This is a genomic window from Streptomyces sp. NPDC050535, assembly GCF_044457665.1.
Taxonomy (GTDB): Bacteria; Actinomycetota; Actinomycetes; order Streptomycetales; family Streptomycetaceae; genus Streptomyces.
In genome coordinates, this window is sequence record NZ_JBITHE010000001.1 from 75,473 (window position 1) to 95,524 (window position 20,052).

At 69.2% G+C, this 20,052-nt stretch carries 15 protein-coding genes; 10 read left to right on the top strand and 5 right to left on the bottom strand.

The annotated features are described in order from the left end of the window. Positions 1 to 121 precede the first annotated feature (121 nt). Positions 122 to 898, bottom strand: coding sequence for a transcriptional repressor LexA (gene lexA, locus ACIBLC_RS00325; RefSeq protein ID WP_266833573.1), 777 nt, complete (start codon positions 896 to 898; stop codon positions 122 to 124). 515 nt (positions 899 to 1,413) lie between these two features. Between lexA and nrdR the strand changes: the two genes are divergently transcribed. Together nrdR and ACIBLC_RS00335 are read left to right on the top strand one after the other, a co-directional pair. After that, positions 1,414 to 1,977, top strand: coding sequence for a transcriptional regulator NrdR (gene nrdR / locus ACIBLC_RS00330; RefSeq protein WP_399208314.1), 564 nt, complete (start codon positions 1,414 to 1,416; stop codon positions 1,975 to 1,977). A gap of 151 nt (positions 1,978 to 2,128) precedes the next feature. Beyond that, complete coding sequence (locus tag ACIBLC_RS00335; RefSeq protein ID WP_399208316.1) at positions 2,129 to 5,032, top strand: vitamin B12-dependent ribonucleotide reductase; 2,904 nt, start codon at positions 2,129 to 2,131, stop codon at positions 5,030 to 5,032. A 168-nt stretch (positions 5,033 to 5,200) separates the two neighbouring features. Here the strand turns inward: ACIBLC_RS00335 and ACIBLC_RS00340 are convergent, their stop codons facing one another. Continuing rightward, on the bottom strand, positions 5,201 to 5,734 hold the full coding sequence (locus ACIBLC_RS00340) for a TerD family protein (protein ID WP_399208317.1): 534 nt from the start codon (positions 5,732 to 5,734) through the stop codon (positions 5,201 to 5,203). Between the two features lie 155 nt (positions 5,735 to 5,889). Here ACIBLC_RS00340 and ACIBLC_RS00345 point away from each other — a divergent pair, with 155 nt between their 5' ends. The 4 genes from ACIBLC_RS00345 to ACIBLC_RS00360 all read left to right on the top strand — a co-directional run bounded on the left by ACIBLC_RS00345 (position 5,890) and on the right by ACIBLC_RS00360 (position 10,255). Beyond that, positions 5,890 to 6,495: a YdbC family protein gene (locus tag ACIBLC_RS00345; protein ID WP_399208318.1), complete on the top strand. Its 606-nt coding sequence runs from the start codon at positions 5,890 to 5,892 to the stop codon at positions 6,493 to 6,495. A 107-nt stretch (positions 6,496 to 6,602) separates the two neighbouring features. Beyond that, positions 6,603 to 7,262 (top strand): histidine phosphatase family protein, encoded by a 660-nt coding sequence (locus tag ACIBLC_RS00350; protein ID WP_399208319.1) that lies wholly within the window; start codon positions 6,603 to 6,605, stop codon positions 7,260 to 7,262. 12 nt (positions 7,263 to 7,274) lie between these two features. Beyond that, entirely contained in the window at positions 7,275 to 8,204 is a 930-nt protein-coding gene (locus ACIBLC_RS00355) for an ADP-ribosylglycohydrolase family protein (RefSeq protein ID WP_399208320.1), read from the top strand. A gap of 578 nt (positions 8,205 to 8,782) precedes the next feature. Further along, positions 8,783 to 10,255 carry a DUF4153 domain-containing protein gene (locus ACIBLC_RS00360; protein WP_399209238.1) on the top strand — a complete coding sequence of 491 codons (1,473 nt, stop codon included), beginning with the start codon at positions 8,783 to 8,785 and terminating at the stop codon, positions 10,253 to 10,255. 145 nt (positions 10,256 to 10,400) lie between these two features. Here ACIBLC_RS00360 and ACIBLC_RS00365 read toward each other — a convergent pair whose 3' ends face one another. Continuing rightward, positions 10,401 to 11,960 (bottom strand): MFS transporter, encoded by a 1,560-nt coding sequence (locus tag ACIBLC_RS00365; protein ID WP_399208321.1) that lies wholly within the window; start codon positions 11,958 to 11,960, stop codon positions 10,401 to 10,403. A gap of 173 nt (positions 11,961 to 12,133) precedes the next feature. On the opposite strand from ACIBLC_RS00365, the gene ACIBLC_RS00370 reads away from it, so the two are divergent. From ACIBLC_RS00370 to ACIBLC_RS00380, 3 genes are all read left to right on the top strand, one after another. Next, positions 12,134 to 12,757 (top strand): TetR/AcrR family transcriptional regulator, encoded by a 624-nt coding sequence (locus ACIBLC_RS00370; RefSeq protein ID WP_399208322.1) that lies wholly within the window; start codon positions 12,134 to 12,136, stop codon positions 12,755 to 12,757. A gap of 164 nt (positions 12,758 to 12,921) precedes the next feature. Next, on the top strand, positions 12,922 to 13,623 hold the full coding sequence (locus ACIBLC_RS00375) for a ribonuclease HII (RefSeq protein WP_399208323.1): 702 nt from the start codon (positions 12,922 to 12,924) through the stop codon (positions 13,621 to 13,623). A 68-nt stretch (positions 13,624 to 13,691) separates the two neighbouring features. Next, positions 13,692 to 14,321, top strand: a complete 630-nt coding sequence (locus ACIBLC_RS00380; protein WP_399208324.1) for a hypothetical protein — start codon at positions 13,692 to 13,694, stop codon at positions 14,319 to 14,321. A gap of 466 nt (positions 14,322 to 14,787) precedes the next feature. Here ACIBLC_RS00380 and ACIBLC_RS00385 read toward each other — a convergent pair whose 3' ends face one another. Next, positions 14,788 to 15,423 (bottom strand): hypothetical protein, encoded by a 636-nt coding sequence (locus ACIBLC_RS00385; protein WP_399208326.1) that lies wholly within the window; start codon positions 15,421 to 15,423, stop codon positions 14,788 to 14,790. A 221-nt stretch (positions 15,424 to 15,644) separates the two neighbouring features. Further along, entirely contained in the window at positions 15,645 to 17,825 is a 2,181-nt protein-coding gene (locus ACIBLC_RS00390; RefSeq protein WP_399208327.1) for a RecQ family ATP-dependent DNA helicase, read from the bottom strand. A gap of 133 nt (positions 17,826 to 17,958) precedes the next feature. On the opposite strand from ACIBLC_RS00390, the gene ACIBLC_RS00395 reads away from it, so the two are divergent. Next, the gene (locus tag ACIBLC_RS00395) at positions 17,959 to 19,845 is read left to right on the top strand and encodes a DUF4192 domain-containing protein (protein ID WP_399208329.1); all 1,887 of its coding nucleotides are present in this window, start codon (positions 17,959 to 17,961) and stop codon (positions 19,843 to 19,845) included. Positions 19,846 to 20,052: the final 207 nt, after the last annotated feature.

Genomic DNA, 20,052 nt, shown 5'->3' on the forward strand with positions numbered 1-20,052 from the left:
CCGGCCAGCCCAGCAACCCCCAAGGCCCCCGGCCAGAAAACGCACAGGGCCCCGGAACCGGCGCAGTTGGTCCCGGGGCCCGGTCAGGGGCGCGGCGGAGTGTTCCGCCCGTACGCGCGTGCTAGATCCGCCGCAGGACTGCCACGACCTTGCCGAGGATGGTCGCCTCGTCGCCGGGAATCGGCTGGTACGCGGAGTTGTGCGGCAGGAGCCACACATGCCCGTCCTCGCGCTTGAAGCGCTTCACCGTGGCCTCACCCTCGAGCATGGCGGCCACGATGTCACCGTTCTCCGCGACCGGCTGGCGGCGGACCGTGACCCAGTCTCCGTCACAGATGGCGGCCTCGATCATCGAGTCACCGACGACCTTGAGGACGAACAGCTCACCGTCTCCCACCAGCTGGCGGGGGAGGGGGAACACGTCCTCAACCGATTCCTCGGCCAGGATCGGCCCACCGGCGGCGATACGGCCCACGAGTGGGACGTACGACGCGGCCGGCTTGCCCGCTGTGTCCGTGGGCTGCGCCGAGGACTGGTCGGAGCCCCGGACCTCGTACGCGCGCGGGCGGTGCGGATCACGGCGCAGGAAGCCCTTGCGCTCCAGTGCCATCAGCTGATGCGCGACGGACGAGGTGCTGGACAGGCCGACCGCCTGTCCGATCTCGCGCATCGACGGCGGGTAGCCGCGCCGCTGCACGGAGTCCCTGATGACCTCGATCACCCGGCGTTGCCTGTCGGTGAGGCCCGAGCTGTCCGCTCGGATACCTGGAGGTCGGCCCGGCAGGGAACGCTTGGGCCCCTCATGATTCGCAGCTTCGTTCATCGCATGCACCGGCTCGAGTCGGCCCTGGGAGCGGTCCTGGGCAGTGATGGTGGCACTGTCTGCGGTGGTGGTCACGTCGGCCCCTCTCGATGGTCTCCCTGCTGGACAACGGTAGTGGCTTTCGAAAGGTTGCGCCAAACACACGTTCGAGTGAAAAAGTGTGGATTAGCTGTCTTGATCATGTGTCTGGGTGTATTGCTAGCGCTGCCCTAGCGGACAAAAGGGCTCATTGCTGTACTCTTCACCGCCGAGGTGACGATCGAGCCGGTCGATCAGGGCCGCTGCCCAGTCTGCCATCCGGTAACCCGTCGTTCGGGAACCGCCCCCTTTGCTGCGCCGGCCACGCTATCTCCGCGTGTCTGGAATCGGTATGGCCGTGCGGCACATGCCAATACGTGGGCGACACGCGCGCCATGGGCGAATTTGCGGGCCAAGCCCCACATGTAGTGGTTGGATTGCGGCAGCAGCCCAGAAGTTGTGGTCCCCCGGGTCTACGGCCCCTCGGTCATCGCCTATGCTTGAGGCTGCTTCGAGGGATCCAAGGGGTCTTTCGAGCTCTATGAGTCGTGCTGTTAAGGAGGGTTGGAGCCATGCACTGCCCCTTCTGCAGGCACCCCGACAGCCGCGTCGTCGACAGTCGTACGACCGATGACGGCACGTCGATCCGCAGGCGCCGCCAGTGCCCCGACTGCTCCCGTCGTTTTACGACCGTGGAGACGTGCTCGCTGATGGTCGTCAAGCGCTCCGGCGTGACCGAGCCCTTCAGTCGTACCAAGGTCATCAACGGCGTCCGCAAGGCGTGCCAGGGGCGGCCCGTCACCGAGGACGCGCTCGCCCAGCTCGGCCAGCGGGTCGAGGAGGCGGTGCGTGCCACCGGAAGCGCCGAACTGACCACCCATGACGTGGGACTGGCCATACTCGGCCCCTTGCAGGAACTCGACCTCGTCGCCTATCTGCGGTTCGCGTCCGTCTACCGGGCGTTCGACTCGCTCGAGGACTTCGAGGCCGCCATCGTGCAACTCAGGGAAGAGACGAGGCAGCGCCCCGCTGCGGACGAGGCGGACGACGAAGACGCCTCCGCGGAGCGCCCGGAAAGCAACCGCGGGTCCGGAGAGGCCGTCCAGGCCTCCGTGCCCGCCAGCGCCGCCGGCTGACGGAAAGGCCGACTCGGGTCGGCCGGTCGGCGGCGACCACAGACCTGCCGCGCCCGCCCGCTCATTGCGGCCCGCGCAGCATCAGACACACACCGTGCCACGGGAAGAACGAGGCACTTCTGGGCGTTTTAGCCCGTTACAGGGAGGCGGCATGACAGAGACGGCGAGCGGTCCGGCACGAGGTTCCCGCACCAAGGGAGCCAAGGCCAGCAAGGGACTGCGCATCGAGCGCATCCACACCACTCCAGGCGTGCATCCGTACGACGAGGTGGACTGGGCGCGCCGTGACGTCGTCATGACCAATTGGCGCGACGGCTCGGTCAATTTCGAGCAGCGTGGCGTCGAGTTCCCCGACTCATGGTCGGTGAACGCGGTCAACATCGTCACCAGCAAGTACTTCCGAGGTGCGCTCGGCACCCCGCAGCGCGAGGTGAGCCTCAGGCAGCTCATCGACCGCATCGTCAAGACGTACCGAAAGGCCGGCGAGGACTACAGGTACTTCGCCTCGCCCGCCGACGCCGAGATCTTCGAGCACGAGCTGGCGTACGCGCTCCTGCACCAGATCTTCAGCTTCAACAGCCCCGTCTGGTTCAACGTCGGGACCCCGCAGCCCCAGCAGGTCTCCGCCTGCTTCATCCTGTCCGTCGACGACTCCATGGAGTCGATCCTCGACTGGTACAAGGAAGAGGGCATGATCTTCAAGGGCGGCTCCGGCGCCGGCCTGAACCTCTCCCGCATCCGCTCCTCCAAGGAACTGCTCTCCTCGGGCGGCAACGCCTCGGGTCCCGTCTCCTTCATGCGCGGTGCCGACGCCTCCGCGGGAACGATCAAGTCGGGTGGCGCCACCCGCCGCGCGGCCAAGATGGTCATCCTCGACGTCGACCACCCCGACATCGAGGGCTTCATCGAGACCAAGGTGAAGGAAGAGGAGAAGATCCGCGCCCTGCGTGACGCGGGCTTCGACATGGACCTGGGCGGCGACGACATCACGTCCGTCCAGTACCAGAACGCCAACAACTCGGTCCGGGTGAACGACACGTTCATGAAGGCGGTCGAGGCGGGCGGCAAGTTCGGCCTGACGTCCCGTATGACCGGCGAGGTCATCGAGGAGGTCGACGCCAAGTCGCTCTTCCGCAAGATGGCCGAGGCGGCCTGGGCCTGTGCCGACCCCGGCATCCAGTACGACGACACGATCAACGCCTGGCACACCTGCCCGGAGTCCGGCCGGATCAACGGCTCGAACCCGTGCAGCGAGTACATGCACCTGGACAACACGTCCTGCAACCTCGCCTCGCTCAACCTGATGAAGTTCCTGAAGGACGACGGCAAGGGACACCAGTCCTTCGACGTCGAGCGCTTCTCGAACGTCGTCGAGCTGGTCATCACCGCGATGGACATCTCCATCTGCTTCGCGGACTTCCCGACCCAGAAGATCGGCGAGAACACCCGCGCCTTCCGTCAGCTGGGCATCGGTTACGCCAACCTCGGCGCCCTCCTGATGGCGACCGGGCACGCGTACGACTCCGACGGCGGCCGCTCTCTCGCCGGCGCCATCACCTCGCTGATGACCGGCACCTCGTACAAGCGTTCCGCCGAGCTCGCCGCGGTGGTCGGCCCGTACGACGGCTACGCACGCAACGCGCAGCCGCACCAGCGCGTCATGAAGCAGCACTCCGACGCAAACGCCGTGGCCCCTCGGGTGGACGACCTGGACAGCCCGATCTGGGCCGCCGCCACGGAGGCCTGGCAGGACGTGCTGCACCTCGGTGAGAAGAACGGCTTCCGCAACGCGCAGGCCTCGGTCATCGCCCCGACCGGCACCATCGGTCTCGCGATGTCCTGCGACACCACCGGTCTTGAGCCCGACCTCGCGCTGGTCAAGTTCAAGAAGCTGGTCGGCGGCGGTTCGATGCAGATCGTCAACGGCACCGTTCCGCAGGCTCTGCGCCGCCTGGGCTACCAGGAGGAGCAGATCGAGGCGATCGTCGCCCACATCGCCGAGAACGGCAATGTGATCGACGCCCCGAGCCTCAAGCACGAGCACTACGAGGTGTTCGACTGCGCCATGGGCGAGCGTTCCATCTCCGCGATGGGCCACGTCCGCATGATGGCCGCCATCCAGCCGTGGATCTCGGGCGCGCTCTCCAAGACGGTCAACCTGCCGGAGACGGCGACCGTCGAGGACGTCGAAGAGGTCTACTTCGAGGCCTGGAAGATGGGCGTCAAGGCGCTCGCGATCTACCGCGACAACTGCAAGGTCGGCCAGCCCCTCTCCGCCAAGACCAAGGACAAGGCGAAGGACGAGGTCACCGCCAAGGCCGAGGAGACCATCCGTACCGCGGTCGAGAAGGTCGTCGAGTACCGCCCGGTCCGCAAGCGTCTCCCCAAGGGCCGTCCCGGCATCACCACATCCTTCACGGTGGGTGGCGCCGAGGGCTACATGACCGCCAACTCCTACCCGGACGACGGTCTCGGCGAGGTCTTCCTGAAGATGTCGAAGCAGGGTTCCACCCTCGCCGGCATGATGGACGCCTTCTCCATCGCCGTCTCGGTGGGTCTCCAGTACGGCGTGCCCTTGGAGACGTACGTCTCCAAGTTCACGAACATGCGCTTCGAGCCGGCCGGCATGACGGACGACCCGGACGTGCGGATGGCGCAGTCGATCGTCGACTACATCTTCCGCCGCCTGGCGCTGGACTTCCTGCCCTTCGAGACGCGTTCCGCGCTCGGCATCCACTCCATCGACGAGCGGCAGCGTCACCTGGAGACCGGGTCGTACGAGCCGTCCGACGACGACGTGGACGTGGAGGGCCTCGCCCAGTCCGCGCCCCGCGCGCAGGAACTGAAGGCCGTCGCCGCCCCCAAGGTGGAGGTCGCGGTGTCCGAGGCGGCCAAGCCCGCCCCGCAGCAGGCCCACACCAGTGCCGAACTGGTGGAGATGCAGCTGGGTATCCAGGCGGACGCCCCCCTGTGCTTCTCCTGCGGCACGAAGATGCAGCGGGCCGGTTCCTGCTACATCTGCGAGGGTTGCGGCTCGACCAGCGGTTGCAGCTGATCCGAAGCACTGAAGGGCGGCGCGGCCACAGGCCGTGCCGCCCTTCGGCATTTCCGGGTCCCTACAGGAGTCCCCGGAGAGTTATCGCTGTCCTACGGAGAGGCCTGTTTCGAAAACATGGCCCCCAGGGAGCCCTGTTTTCGAAACGCGGTCCCCAGGGAGTCCGTTTCAGGAGTTCTCCGCGGTTCCCATGACCCTGGCGAACGTCGCCGGGTCCGTGTCGTATCCACGGATGCCGGGGTGGAAAGTCCACTCCCCGGAGTCGTCGCGTAGGAACTCCCCGACGGTCGCGGCCGTGGACCCGAGGACGTCCCCGAAGTCGTCCTCGGCGAGCACGGTGTAGCCCTCGCGCATGCGCAGGTTGGGATTGGCCACGCCGACGAACGTCTTGTGGCCGCCGCGCTGTTGGATGAGCACGCCGACCACCACGCGCCCGTAGCGCCTGTCCAGGCGGTTGAGCTCGAGTGTCATGACCTCGTCCCAGCCGAAGCCCTTGCCGTCCTTGCTGTCCCGGTTCAGATAGATGGTGCCGTCCGGGGAGCGGCTGTCGAAGTGCACTACGTAGTCGGGTTTTCCCAACGGGTCGGCAGCCACGTAGGTCGCCGCGATGATGTCCAGATCGGTCGGGGGCTCCCCTACGGGACTCGGATCCCACTTCACCGAGAGCTCGACCTTGCGGATGCCCTTATTGAGACCGTTCACCGGATCTCCCCTCCCCGTTCCCCATGTGCTTCCCGACTCAACTGCTTTGAAATCAGCGCTGGTTGCCCATCGTGCCACGCGCGCCGGGGCGCTCGCGCGGGTGTACTCCGCCGGAGCGTGACCGGCGCCACGTTCTGTGGCCTTACGATGGCGCGGTGCTGGTCAAGTGGATTCGCTGCACCGTGGTCGACCGCCGCGGTTTCGAGCGGGGGCAGCGAAAGTGGGCGGGGCTTCTGGGAGAGCCGGGTTTCCGGGGACAGGGCGGGGGATGGAGCCGGGGGCGGCCCGGCGTCGCGCACGTTTTCGCCTTCTGGGAGAGCCGTGCCTTCTACGACTCCTTCATGGCCCGCTCCCACGACAGGCTCGCGGCGACGCAGTCGGGCACCTTCAAGGATTCCCAGGTCAAACTGTTCGACCACCGTTTCGACGTGAAGACGGGCTTCGAGCCGCGCTTCACGGACACCGACCTGGTGCGGGTGGCCCACTGCCGTATCCACGAGGAACGGGCCGAGCACTTCGCGCTGATGCAGGAGAAGGTGTGGAACCCGGCGATGGCGGGCTCACCCGGCATGGTGCGGGGCCTGTTCGGGGAGGCGCCGGGCCACGAGTTCCTGATCCTGTCCATGTGGCTGTCGGCGGCCGAGCACGGCAAGTACCGCTCCGAGCGGGTGGAACGCCTCGCGCTGCGCGCGCAGACCGAGGCCGACGTGGCCGCCCTCGCGGGCGACATCGTGGAGCTGGAGCCCGCCTGGACGGTCTGACCGGGGCACCTGGCGTGCGCCCGGATATGTGCCGGTCCAGTGTGACGTACGCCGTATGGAGCCCGTAGGAGTGCTCGATCTGGGGTCACCCCATTTAGGGTCTTGGCATGGTTCGACCACGGCGCATCGTCCTTGTCCGGCACGGCGAGTCAACGGGCAACGCCGATGACACCGTGTACGAGCGCGAGCCCGACCATGCCCTCGGGCTCACCGAGCTGGGCTGGCGGCAGGCGGAGGAGACCGGGAAACGGCTGCGGGAGGTGTTCGGGCGCGAAAGCGTAAGCGTTTACGTCTCCCCGTACCGCCGCACGCACGAGACCTTCCGTGCCTTTCACCTGGACCCGGAGCTCGTACGGGTGCGCGAGGAGCCGCGGCTGCGTGAGCAGGACTGGGGCAACTGGCAGGACCGCGACGACGTACGCCTTCAGAAGGCCTACCGGGACGCTTACGGGCACTTCTTCTACCGCTTCGCCCAGGGTGAGTCCGGCGCCGACGTGTACGACCGGGTCGGCGGCTTCCTGGAGAGCCTGTACCGGAGCTTCGAGGCGCCCGACCACCCGCCCAACGTGCTCATCGTGACCCACGGCCTCGCCATGCGGCTGTTCTGCATGCGCTGGTTCCACTGGACGGTCGCCGACTTCGAGTCGCTGTCGAATCCGGGGAACGGGGAGACGCGGATGCTCGTTCTCGACGAGGACGGCAGGTACACGCTTGACCGGCAGTTCGAACGCTGGCGTGATCCGGAACCGTACGGAATCACCGGATAGAGTGGCAGAGCGATGACCGCTGACACTTCTCCCCCCGGACGCCTGGACCGTGCCATGGCCAGCCTGCGTGGACTCGCGGTGGGGGACGCGCTGGGCTCGCAGTTCTTCGTGCCCGCGAACTACCCGCTGCTCAAGCGCCGTGAGTTGCCGCCCAGGCCCTGGCAGTGGACCGACGACACCGAAATGGCCTGCTCCGTAGTGGCCGTTCTGGCCACGCACGACCGTGTGGACCAGGACGAGCTCGCCCGCTCCTTCGCCGAGCACCACGACTTCGACCGGGGCTACGGGCCCGCGGTCAACCGGCTGCTGAGGCTGGTCCGGGAGGGCGGCGACTGGCGCGAGCTGTCGTCCGCGCTCTTCAACGGACAGGGCTCTTGGGGCAACGGGGCCGCGATGAGAATCGCCCCTCTGGGGGCCTGGTACGCGGACGATCCGGAGCAGGCCACGCACCAGGCCGAGATCTCCGCGTATCCCACCCACCAGCACCGCGAGGCCGTGGTCGGCGCCATGGCCGTCGCTGCGGCGGCGGCGCTGGCAGCCGATCCGGCCGGCCAGCCGAGCCCGTCGGCCCTGCTTGACGGCGTCATCGCGCTCGTCCCGCGCAGCGCCGTCGGCGCCGGGCTGCGGCGTGCCCGGGACATGCTCGACTACGCCGACACCGCCACCGTCGCCGCCGTTCTCGGCTGCGGCCGACGCACCACGGCCCACGACACCGTGCCGTTCGCACTCTGGTCGGCGGCCCGGGCCCTCGGCGACTACGAGGAAGCCTTCTGGGCGACCGCCCAGGTGGGCGGCGACATGGACACGACCTGCGCCATCGTGGGCGGCGTCGTCGCCTCCGGGAAGGCCGGGACACCGCCTGGGGCATGGCTGGAGCGGACGGAAGCTCTGCCGGACTGGATGCCGCGGGCGGCTTACGGGCGTTTCTCACCCGGAGCCTAGGAGCGGTCCGTAGTTCGCGGTCCGCGTAAGCGGACCTTCGGGGCCGCCGGGTGACAGCAGGTCGTTTTCTGCCCGCGCCTTTGTGGCCGTTCTGGACGTGGTCCCCCGGGGAGAGCCTCGGGGTTTTGGGGGTCCCCTGAAGGTGGGGCGTTGGCCCGTGTGGACGGCCGCGTAGGGTGCGGCCTCCACTGTCACAGGCTTGCTACAGCGCCACCGGCACGGCCTGGAGCAGGTAACCCGTGGATACCCTTTCGGCCACGCCGCCTGTTGATCATGCCGGGCGGGCGCCGAACAAGACACCGGTCACCAGCCCTTCCGCCGCAGCGGCGTGTTGTGGGCTGCGTCAGGGCCGGCAGGGAGGGGGTTCCGTGTCCGACATACCGTCCACGCCCGAGCCGAGAGATCAGGGGGCCACGCGGCCGGGAGAGGCCGAGCCCGATGCGCCGCAGAGTGCCGGTTCGAGCGTAAAGAGTGATCCTGAGGACACTGTCCCCGAGTCCGCCTCCAAGTCAGGCTCGAAGAGGGTCGCGAACGAGGGCACCTACCGGGTGCAACCGCCGCCCGCCCCTGTTCCTTGGCTGGCCGAGCTCCAGGTAGCGGCACCCGCTCCGGTGCGTACGGCCACACTGTGGGCCGTGCTGGCCACCGGCCTGCTCAGCATGCTGCTCCTGGGGGAGGGGCTGGCGGTCAACCTCGTGCTCGTCGCGGTCCCGGCCGCGCTCGCCGCGTACTTCGCCGGCCAGGCCGCGGGACGACGCCCGCGCGCGTGGGCGATCGTCTGGGGCATCGGCGGAATCGGGCTGCTGACCGTGCCCGCCCTGCGCGACGCGGGCTGGGCTTCGTTCCTGGCGGTGGTCGCCGCGGTCGCCCTGGGCTCGATGGCGCTGCACGGCGGTCGCACCTGGCCCGCCGTCCTGCTGGGCCCCATCGGGATACTCAACGCTCTCGTCACCGGCCCCACGTGGGGGTGGCGCGGGCTGCGCGAACGGTCCGGTGGGAGCCGCGGCAACGTGGGCGCCGGACTGCGCGCACTCGCCGTGACCGCGGTGCTGCTGCTGGTCTTCGGAGCGCTGTTCGCGGGTGCTGACGCGGCCTTCGCGGATCTGCTCGGTGATCTGGTGCCGGATACCTCCGTCTCCGGCGGACCCTGGCGTCTCCTGCTCCTGGTGCTCGGTCTGGTCGGCGCGCTCGCGGTGGCGCACACGGCCGCCGCGCCCGTCCAGTGGGACCGGGTCGAGGTCCCCGCGGGCAGGCCCCGCGGCCGAGTCGAGTGGGCGCTGCCGCTCATCGTGCTGACCGGGCTCTTCGCGACCTTCAACGCCGTCCAACTCGCGGTGCTCTTCGGCGGATACGACGCCGTACTGAAGAAGACCGGCCAGACGTACGCCGAATACGCGCGCCAGGGCTTCTGGCAGCTGCTTCTCGTCACGCTCCTTACCCTGCTCGTCATCGTCTTCGCCCTGCGCTGGGCACCACGTGACGGAGGGCAGGACCGGAAGCTGGTACGCGCTGTCCTGGGAACTCTGTGCGTGCTGGCGCTCGTTGTCGTGGCATCGGCGGTGCGGCGTATGGACATGTATGTGGAGGCTTATGGACTGACGCGGCTGAGGGTCTCCGTGATGGCCGTGGAGCTCTGGCTGGGCCTCGTCATCGTGCTCATCATGGCGGCGGGAGTGTGGGGCGCACGGTGGCTGCCCCGGGTGGTCGCGGCGAGCGCGGCCGCGGGGGTGCTCGCGTTCGGGCTGATGTCACCCGACGGCCTGATCGCCGAGCGCAACGTCCAGCGGTACGAGGACACCGGCGACTTCGACCTCTACTACGCGCTGAACCTGTCCGCCGACGCCGTACCAGCCCTCGACGAGCTGGAAGAACCGTTGCGGTCGTGCGCGCTGCTGTCCATGGCGGCCGAGCTGGAGGAGGACGACGCACCCTGGTATGCCACCAGTTGGGGCGAGACGCGTGCCCGGGATATCCTCCGCGAGCGGCCGGTGTCGAAGGACGCGGACTGGAGTTCGTGCACCACACTGGCCGACGAGCTCATGTACCGGTGAGTTCAAGCATCGGTGACCTGAGTCTGTGTACACGTGACCGCGTGCGCCGGTGACTCGATGCGGCGGTGAGGCTGACTGCGGATGGCCGGACCGGTGTCCTCACCGGTCGATCTCCGGGACCCCGGCCCGGCCTCCGCGGTCCGCGTCAGCCTCCGGATGGTCCTGCCGTGGCTGCCGTCCCGGAGAGGGCCTCCAGGTCGCTCTTGCGGACCTTGATCACCACCGTCGCGGTGATCAGGGCCAGTACGGTCATCGCGACGGCCGGGATGAAGGCGGTCGAGATGCCGTTGGCGAGCACCTCGTGCCCCCATGGGGCCGGCAGTTGCTGTGTCTTGGCGAACTCGGCCTTCTGCCCGGCCGAGGCGTTCGCCATGAAGTCCGGGACCTGCTTCGCCGCCTCGTCCCGGCTGGCCGAGCCGAAGACGGTGGTCAGGATGGAGAGACCGAGCGAACCGCCCACCTGCTGCGTGGCGTTGAGCAGGCCGGAGGCCGCGCCCGCCTCGTGGACGGCGACACCGGAGACCGCGGTGAGGGTCAGCGTCACGAAGTTCAGCCCCATGCCGAAGCCGAAGAGGAGCATCGGGCCGAGCACCCCGCTGGTGTACGAACTGTCGGGGTTGATGAAGGTCAGCCAGCCGAGCCCGAGCGCGACGAGCGCCGAGCCGCCGAGCATGAACGGCTTGGGCCCGAGGACGGGCAGGAACCGCTGGGACAGACCCGCACCGGTCACGATCGCAACTGTCACCGGAAGGAAGGCGAGGCCCGCCTCGATCGGCGTGTAGCTCAACACGTTCTGCACGAAGAGGACGATGAAGAAGAACATGCCGAACATCGCGGCGGCGAGACTGAGCATGATCACGTACGTGCCCGAGCGGTTTCGGTCCAGGAACATCTTCAGAGGGGTGATCGGTTCCTTGGCCCGCATCTCGATGAACACGAAGGCCACCAGCAGAACCAGCGCGGCGCCGAAGGACCCGATGGTGAGGCTGTCGCGCCAGCCCTCCTCCGCGGCGCGGATGAACCCGTAGACCAGTGCGGCCATTCCGAGAGTCGAGGTCAGCGCGCCGGAGATGTCGAAGCGTCCGGGATGGCGTTCGGACTCGCTGATGTACAGCGGGGCGAGTACGGCGATGAGGACGCCGATGGGCACGTTGACGAAGAGCACCCAGCGCCAGTCGAGCCACTCGGTGAGCATGCCGCCCGCGAGGAGCCCGATCGCGCCACCGCCGGCCGAGACGGCGGCGAAGACACCGAAGGCCCGGTTGCGTTCCGGGCCTTCGGGAAACGTGGTGGTGATGAGCGCCAGCGAGGTGGGCGACGCGATCGCGCCACCCACGCCCTGAAGGGCGCGCGCGGCCAGCAACTGCCAGGGTTCCTGGGCGAATCCGCCGAGCAGCGAGGCGAGCGTGAAGAGCAGGATGCCGGTCATGAAGACCCGGCGCCGACCGAGGATGTCACCCGCGCGCCCGCCGAGGAGCAGCAGTCCGCCGAAGGTGAGGGTGTACGCGCTGACCACCCAGGTGAGATCGGTCGTGCTGAACTTGAGCGCGTCTTGAATATGCGGGAGGGCGATATTCACAATCGTCGCGTCGAGTACCACCATGAGTTGGCAGGCCGCGATGACGGTGAGCGCGATGCCGGGATGCCCCTCCCGGCGGGCCGCTCCTGGCTTTGGGCCGTCCTGTATCAACTGAGAGGTTGTCACTATGGGTCCCCCACAAGTGCGTTAGTGAACGCTCGCGTTCACTGTTGCGTCAACGGTAGTGAGTCCCCGACAGTGAACGCAAGCGTTCACTGAAGTCTCTGCCGCGTGGCGTCACACGACCGCTCTCCCCTCCCCGGAAATCCCGCTCCCTCAGGCTCAACGGAGACACTCAGATGGCTACTTCGCGTTGGACGGCCGCCCCCGCACGGACGGCCTCCCCACGTCGACGCGGTGCCGTACTCGAACGGGCGATCCTCGACGCCGCGCTCGACCAGCTCAGTACGGTCGGCTGGAACGGCCTCACCATGGAGGGAGTCGCCGCGCGCGCCCAGACCGGCAAGGCCGCCGTCTACCGGCGCTGGCCCTCGAAGGAAGAACTCGTCGCGGACGCGCTCCGGGCCGGCCTGCCGAGCCTGACGGACTCGCCCGACCTCGGGAGTGTCCGGGACGACCTCCTGGAACTGTGCCGACGTGCGCGTGAGGCGATGTACTCCCAGTCCGGGTTCGCGCTCCGATCCGTGCTTTACGAATGCGATGCCTCGCAGGCCGAGCGCTTCCAGGACGTCATTCTCGGCGGGGTCGTCGAGCCGACCCTGCATGTCCTTCGCGAGGTCATCCACCGGGGAATCGAGCGCGGGGAGGTGCGGCCCGAGGCTGCGAACGCGTACGTCTTCGACGCGATCCCAGCCATGATGATGTACCGCTCGAAGGTGTGCGCGAGCGAATGGAACGACCGTGACATGGAGGAGATGATCGACCAGTTGATGGTCCCGCTGCTGCGGAGGCAGACGACCTGATCGGCATTGGCCGGAAACAGCCCGGTCGAAGTCGGCATCGGCATCGGACGGCCTGCCCGGCGGACCTTGGACAAGATGTCCGACCGGCCTTGTGGAGGAGGTCGTGGCCGCGCCGGGAACCTGGGTGTCGCGAGGGGCTCCGGGCGGCGTAGTCTGAGGACGCCATGCCGTACGAACCTCCCACCCACACCGTCGAGCGCTCCCTCCGCGCCACGACCGGAGCGAAGATCATTGCCGGTGTCGACGAGGTGGGGCGCGGTGCTTGGGCCGGCCCGGTCACCGTCTGCGCCGCCGTCACGGGTCTGCGCCGTCCCCCTGAGGGGCTCACCGATTCCAAGCTCCTGACCGTCAAGCGGCGGACAGAGCTCGCCGCCCAGTTGGAGAAATGGGTGACGTCGTACGCCCTCGGTCATGCCTCTCCGGAGGAGATCGACAGCCTGGGGATGACGGCCGCCCAGCGACTCGCGGCAGTGCGTGCCCTCGAGGCCTTGCCGGAGCGCCCGGATGCGGTCATCCTCGACGGGAAACACGACTATGTCGGCGCTCCCTGGCAGGTCCGTACGGTGATCAAGGGCGACCAGTCCTGTGTGTCCGTCGCGGCGGCCTCGGTGATCGCGAAGGTACAGCGCGACAAAATGATGGCCGAACTGGGTATCGACCATGCAGACTTCGGTTTTGCGGCCAATGCCGGGTATCCGTCGCCGGTGCACAAGGCCGCACTCGAGGAACGGGGCCCCACCCCCTACCACCGGCTGTCGTGGGCGTATCTTGATGCGCTGCCCCAGTGGCGGCACCTCAAGAAGGTCCGCAGCTGGGCGAATGGAAGCGCTCCGGAGATCGAGGGCCAGCTCGGCTTCGATTTCTGACGGTTCCGTTCGCACTCATGTGCCACCCGCCGATGCGAGTCGTACCGGCGTTTGATAAAAATCAGCTCATGCCTCTCATTCCCGAGGAGCCTCAGATTCACGAGAGTGCCCAGGGTCCCCGCGCTACTCCGGCCAGTGGCCGCGTCGCGCCGACCCCCCGTCCCGTACCCGGCCCCCGTCCCGCGGCTCCGCCGCGTCCCGGCCGTCCTGGTCCTGTCCGGCCGATGCCGGCCCAACGCACCCCACACGAGCCGGTCATGGCCGCTCCGGGGCCGTCCGTCCCGGCGGTTGCTCCGGCTGCCGCCGCCACTCCGCAGATCCAGCTCATCCCGGCCTCGGTCGAGGGCGCGCTGGACGCCGCCGAAGGAGCCGTCGACCTGCTGTTGGAGTCGGGCCGTGCCCCTGGTGAGGTGCTGGTGCTCACCACCGGCGATCCGCACCCGTGGGCCGCGCACGAACTCTCCTTCGGCGAGCCCGCGTACTGGGCGCAGCACGACGCGGGCGACGACGTCTTCTACGCCGATGCCTCAGCCGTGGGCCGCGCCGCGTCCCGACCGGTCGTCGTGGTCGCCGTCAACGGCGGTCCCGAAGCTGTCGCCGCCACCGCGCTGCCACTGGCCCTTGGCCGGGCCGGTGCCCTGTTGATCGTCTGCGGGGACTCGCAGACGATCAACTCAGTACTGGGCGCGGGGGTCTGAGCCCGCTCCGGACATCGTCCGGGGCTCGCTCGGGCGGACGTTGAGGGTGCCGCCGCGGCGGCACCTGTCCGGCGGTCATCTTGACGTGCGCCGACGACTTCGTTTTCGCGCGGGGCGTTTCGTCGGCGATGCGACGCAGTTGTCCTCAGGAGGATTTGCTCCGGAAGCGGCGGCGTTCAACGCGGGCGCGGCGTGCGTCGTCGGCCTGTCGGCGGCCTCGGCTCACGACGGTGCTGTTCGTCCGTCCGCGCCCTCACGAGCGGTACGAGTCTGGGCTCGCGACGTGTGGTCGAGATGTGGGTCTGCCTCGGCCCGCGCGGCCCTGCCGGTCTGTGTGCGCTCTTCTTCCTCGCTGTGCTCTGCTGCACGTCTTTTCAGCGTGCGGGGCAGGTCATCGCCTCGGCATCGGCCGATGTCGGCGGCGGGTGACTGTCCTGGGCTCGGCCGGCTCGGTGGACTCGCGGACTCAGCGGGCGGCTGCCCGGCGCAGCACATCTGAGGCACTGCCACCGGTGCGCGGCATCGGCGGCAGTGCCTCCGCCGCGGTGAAGTACTCCGGGGGCGAGGCGGTGTTCGGACGGCGACCGCCGCGGCCCTCACCGAGGACCTGCCAGCCGTCACGCGTCAACGTGATGTACGCCCCACATCGCAGCCCATGGAGCGTGCAGGCGTCCCGCAGCCCCCACATCCACGCCCCGTCCTCCTCCGTCCAACGCGCGTCGCCGTCACGGCAGTAGAGCAACACGGCCGTACGCACCGGAGTGCGGCGTCGCAGGTCGTGCGGGATGACCCGGCGCAGCTGCGCCAGCAGCGCGTTGCGGAACATCCAGCCGTCGGCCGGCGCCGAACGCCGGGTGAACGAGGCGCTCGCGCTCAGTCGCTCGTCCGGATCGAGGACGGCCACCACCGCGGTCGCGGGTCGCGGCCGATGCCGCTCGTGCAGTCCGCTGACCACCTCACGGGGGTTGCGCAGCAACGGAATACCGGCGGAGGCCCATTCGGCGGGTTCGAGCATCCGGGCCAGTGGGTCGGCGGAAGCGGCGGACAGATCGGCAGACGTCGACATGGATGCCGCCGAGGACGGAGAGAATCCGAAGGTCACGTTCCTCCCTTCGGCTACGCGCCCACACTGCGGGCGGGGGTCGGATTTGGGGGAGTGCGCCGCGGCACAGCCCTACCGGACCACCGATGAGGCATGCGGGGAGCGATCCCAATTCTTCCTGCCGAACTGGGATGCGGCAACGAGCAATTGGGGCCACCGACCGTATTCCGGCGATACGTCGCGTATATCCCTGCCCACTGTTCCTGGCGGCGACACAAGAGTCACGCTTGCACGGCGAGGACCAGCGGCAACACCCCCTGAGCACCGGCTCGTCGAAGCATGCGCGCGGCCACGGCGAGTGTCCAGCCGGTCTCCGTCGCGTCATCCACCAGCAGGACGGGACCGCCCGCTTCTTTGAGAGCGGCAGCCAACTCGGGCGGCACGGTCAGTGCCCCGTCGAGCGCCTTGAGCCGCTGAGCGCTGTTGCTCCGGGAGATCTGGGAGGTCTCACCGACATACTCCACAGAACCCAGCAGTGGAAGACGGCCGATCTCCGCGATCCGCGCGCCCAGCGACTGGATCAGCCGCGGACGCGTCCGCGAGGCCACGGTGACGACACCGGCCGGGCGAGGCCCCGCGTCCGGCTGCCCCGAGGCCCAGCCGCCGGGTCCCCTCGCCCAGTCGGTCAGCACATCTACGACGGCTTTGGCGACATCGTCAGGGACAGGTCCGTCCGGGGCCTGGCGTGCGAGGATCGGCCGCAGCCGGTTCCCCCAGCCGATGTCCGAGAGCCGCCCCAAGGCACGCCCCGTCCCGGCCAGTTCGCCGGCCGGGATGCGCCCCTTCAGGTCGACGCCGACGGCGGGCAAGCCCGTCGGCCACATCTTCCGGGGCTCGACCTCGACACCCGCGCGGCCGAGTTCGCCATTGGCCGTGTCCAGTGCGGCGGGGGACACGGACACCTCGAACCGGGCCCCCGCGCAGTTGTCGCAGCGCCCGCACGGCGCCGCTCCCTCGTCGTCCAGCTGCCGCCGCAGGAACTCCATGCGGCAGTCGGTCGTCGTGATGTAGTCGCGCATCGCCTGCTGCTCGGTGGCCCGCTGCTTGGCCACCCAGGCGTAGCGCTCGGTGTCGTACGTCCACGGGTTGCCGGTGGAGATCCACCCGCCCTGGACGCGACGCACCGCTCCGTCCACATCGAGAACCTTGAGCATCGTTTCCAGCCGGGACCGCCGCAGCTCCACCAGCGGTTCGAGAGCGGGGAGGGAGAGCGGCCGGCCGGCCTGTGCCAGGACGTCGAGCGTGCGGCGCACCTGCTCCTCCGGAGGGAAGGCGATCGACGCGAAGTACTGCCAGATCGCCTGGTCCTCCTTGCCCGGCAGGAGCAGTACCTCCGCATGCTCCACCCCGCGCCCCGCACGCCCCACCTGTTGGTAGTAGGCGATGGGGGAGGAGGGCGAACCCAGGTGCACCACGAATCCGAGGTCGGGCTTGTCGAAACCCATGCCGAGCGCGGAGGTGGCGACCAGGGCCTTGACGCGGTTCGCGAGCAGGTCCTCCTCCGCCTGCTGGCGGTCCGCGTTCTCCGTCTTTCCGGTGTACGACGCCACTGTGTGCCCGCATTGGCGAAGGAACGCGGTGACCTCCTCGGCGGCGGCCACGGTGAGCGTGTAGATGATGCCGGAGCCCGGCAGGTCACTGATGTGCTCGGCGAGCCAGGCCATCCGGTGGGCGGCGTCCGGGAGCCGCAGGACGCCGAGGCTCAGGCTCTCCCGGTCCAGTGGCCCGCGCAGGACGAGTGCGTCCGTGCTGGCTCCGGTGCCCAGCTGCTCGGCCACATCGGCCGTCACGCGCGCGTTGGCCGTCGCGGTGGTGGCCAGGACGGGAACGCCGGGCGGAAGGTCGGCGAGCATGGTGCGCAGTCGGCGGTAGTCCGGCCGGAAGTCGTGGCCCCAGTCGGAGATGCAGTGCGCCTCGTCGACGACGAGCAGCCCGGTCGCCGCGGAGAGCTTGGGCAGTACCTGGTCCCGGAAGTCGGGATTGTTGAGCCGCTCAGGGCTTACCAGGAGGACGTCGACCTCGCTCGCCGCGACCTCGGCCTGGATCGTCTCCCACTCCTCGGTGTTGGACGAGTTGATGGTCCGCGCGCGGATTCCCGCGCGAGCCGCCGCCTCCACCTGGTTGCGCATGAGCGCGAGAAGGGGCGAGACGATGACCGTGGGCCCGGCGCCCTGTTCGCGCAGCAGTGCGGTCGCGACGAAGTACACCGCGGACTTGCCCCAGCCGGTGCGCTGCACGACCAGGGCTCTGCGCTTGTCGGCTACCAGGGCCTCGATGGCGCGCCACTGGTCCTCGCGCAGCCGGGCCTCGCCGGGCCGGGCGCCGACAAGGCGGGCCAGCACGGCATCGGCCGCGATACGCAGGTCTTCGTCGGCCGTGGGTCGCGGGTCTTCGTTGGTCATGGCCCCATGCAACCCGATGGGTCGGACATAACGCGAACGAGGCCAGCGGGCTGTGGGCAATTCTTGTCGTGGTCATGGCCATGGTTATCCACAGGCCAAAGCGGAAGATTGAGATCCGCGAGATGGTCACGGCATGACGAATCATGACGAAGCGACCGGCTGGTCCGGCGACATGTCCGACAACGGTTTCGATGGTGAGGGCGCAAGCGGGATGGGCGAGCGCGGTGAGCAGGGCGGGCGCAGCGACCGGCTCGCGCAGGACTCAACGGGCGAGCCCCGCTATGACGAGTCCTCCGCGTGCGCCGGAACGGATGAGCCCGCGGACGGGGAGGAGCGAAGCGAGCCCACGCGACATGCGGGGCTTGACGGGGCCGCCGGTCGCGCGGGCAGTGGCGGGACCGGGCTGCGCGCGGGGCACGGTCTCGTCGGGCACAACTCACAGCGCGGCGCCCTCGAGCCGGACTCGGGACTCGACCTCCCCGGGCAGCGTGCGGGGCACAGCACCCCCGACGGCCCGCGTGGCGAGCGCCAGGTGACCCTGCGCACGCCGGCCGAACTGGCGGACGCCCTGCCGTACCTGCTCGGGTACCGGCCCGAGGACAGCATCGTGCTGGTCGCCCTGCACGACGGGGAGCGGCGCGGCCGCTTCGGTGGACGGGCACGGCTGGGCATCCCCGCCAACACGGACGACTGGCCGTCCGTGGCCGAACAGTTGGCGCAGGGCCTGGTGAAGGGCAGCGAACGCAGGGGCACCCGGCCCGAGAGCATGGTCGCCTACCTCTGCCAGGAACCGGCGCGCGGCGAGTCGGGGCGGCAGGTCATGGAACGTCTGCGTCCACTGGCGCAGTTGCTGCGTACAGCCTGCGGTCGCCTCGATGTGCCGGTGATTGAGGCGCTCTGCATCTCCGACGGGCGTTTCTGGTCGTACTGCTGCCCGGGCCAGGGATGCTGTTCGCCTGAGGGGGAGTCGATGGGGCTGCCGGGTACGTCGGTTCTGGCTGCCGCCGCGACCTATGCGGGCCTCCAGGTTCGGGGCAGCCTGAGGGAGTTGACGGCTCGGCTCATTCCTTGGGAGACCGTGGGCGCGTTGGAGCAGGAGGCCGCGCTCGACGCGGCGAGTGTGGCGCTGGTTCCCCGGATTCTGGACGACGAGAATCGTGCCGCTGTGGCCGAGGAGACCCTCAATCTCGCCCAGAAGATCATGGTCCGCCTTGCCGACGCTCCACCGGTCTCCGGCACACGTCCGGCGGACCTGCGTGACGACGGCCTGCTCGAGTACGAGGAGGCGGCCACCCTGATTCTCGGCCTTCAGGACCGCACGACTCGCGACCGCGCCGCCGAGTGGATGGAGGGCGACGAGGCCGGGCCCGCCCTGCGACTGTGGCGGGCGTTGGCACGCCGCTGCGTCGGTTCCTACCGCGAGCACGCGGCAGCTCCTCTTACGCTCGCCGGGTGGGTTGCCTGGTCGACCGCTGACGAGCTTGAGGCGCGGGAGGCTTTGGCCATGGCTCTCGGCGTCGACCCCGACTATCTCTTCGCCCGCCTCCTGCACCAGGCGTGCAACGAGGGCCTGGACCCGGAGTCGGTCCGCCGCTGTCTGCGCAGGGAGCGCAGCGGCCGTGTCCCGGAGGGAAGGGAGCCGGCGAGGGATCTCGCGGCACCCTTCCAAGCAGCTGAACCGGCGCCGGGCCCCGGCACGTCCAGCCCCGTGGCCCGGGTGCAGTCACCAGACGGTGTGATGTCCATGGTCGGCTCCGATTTCGCCGGCTCCGATGCGGCCGAAATCGAGGCCGCGCCGCTGGTGGCCGCATCCCGTCGCCGACGCCGGGCGCGACCGGCAGGAAGCGGCCAACCGCGACCGAGTCGGCGGAGCCCCGGGGCAGGTAGTGCCGGACGGCGACGGGCCATCGACGGGGCCGCGCCCGGCGGGGACGGACCAGGGCGTGCGGCCGAGAGCTCGAGTCGTCGGTCACGGACGCGCCGTGAGGGCGGTCGGCACGGTGCGGAGGAGGACTCGTGAGCGTCGGGTCCCGTCGAACTGGCGGCGCACGGCGCCTGCGTCAAGCCGACGTCATCGCCTGCGCGGTCCCTGTCGCGACTCCCGACCGGGTGATCCGGGTGAACCGCGCCAGCGTTCCTTGTCGTAGCAGCCGTGTCAGCCACGCCTGCCGTGCCGGCCACGCCTGCCGTGCCGGCCACGCCTGCCGTGCCGGCCACGCCTGCCGTG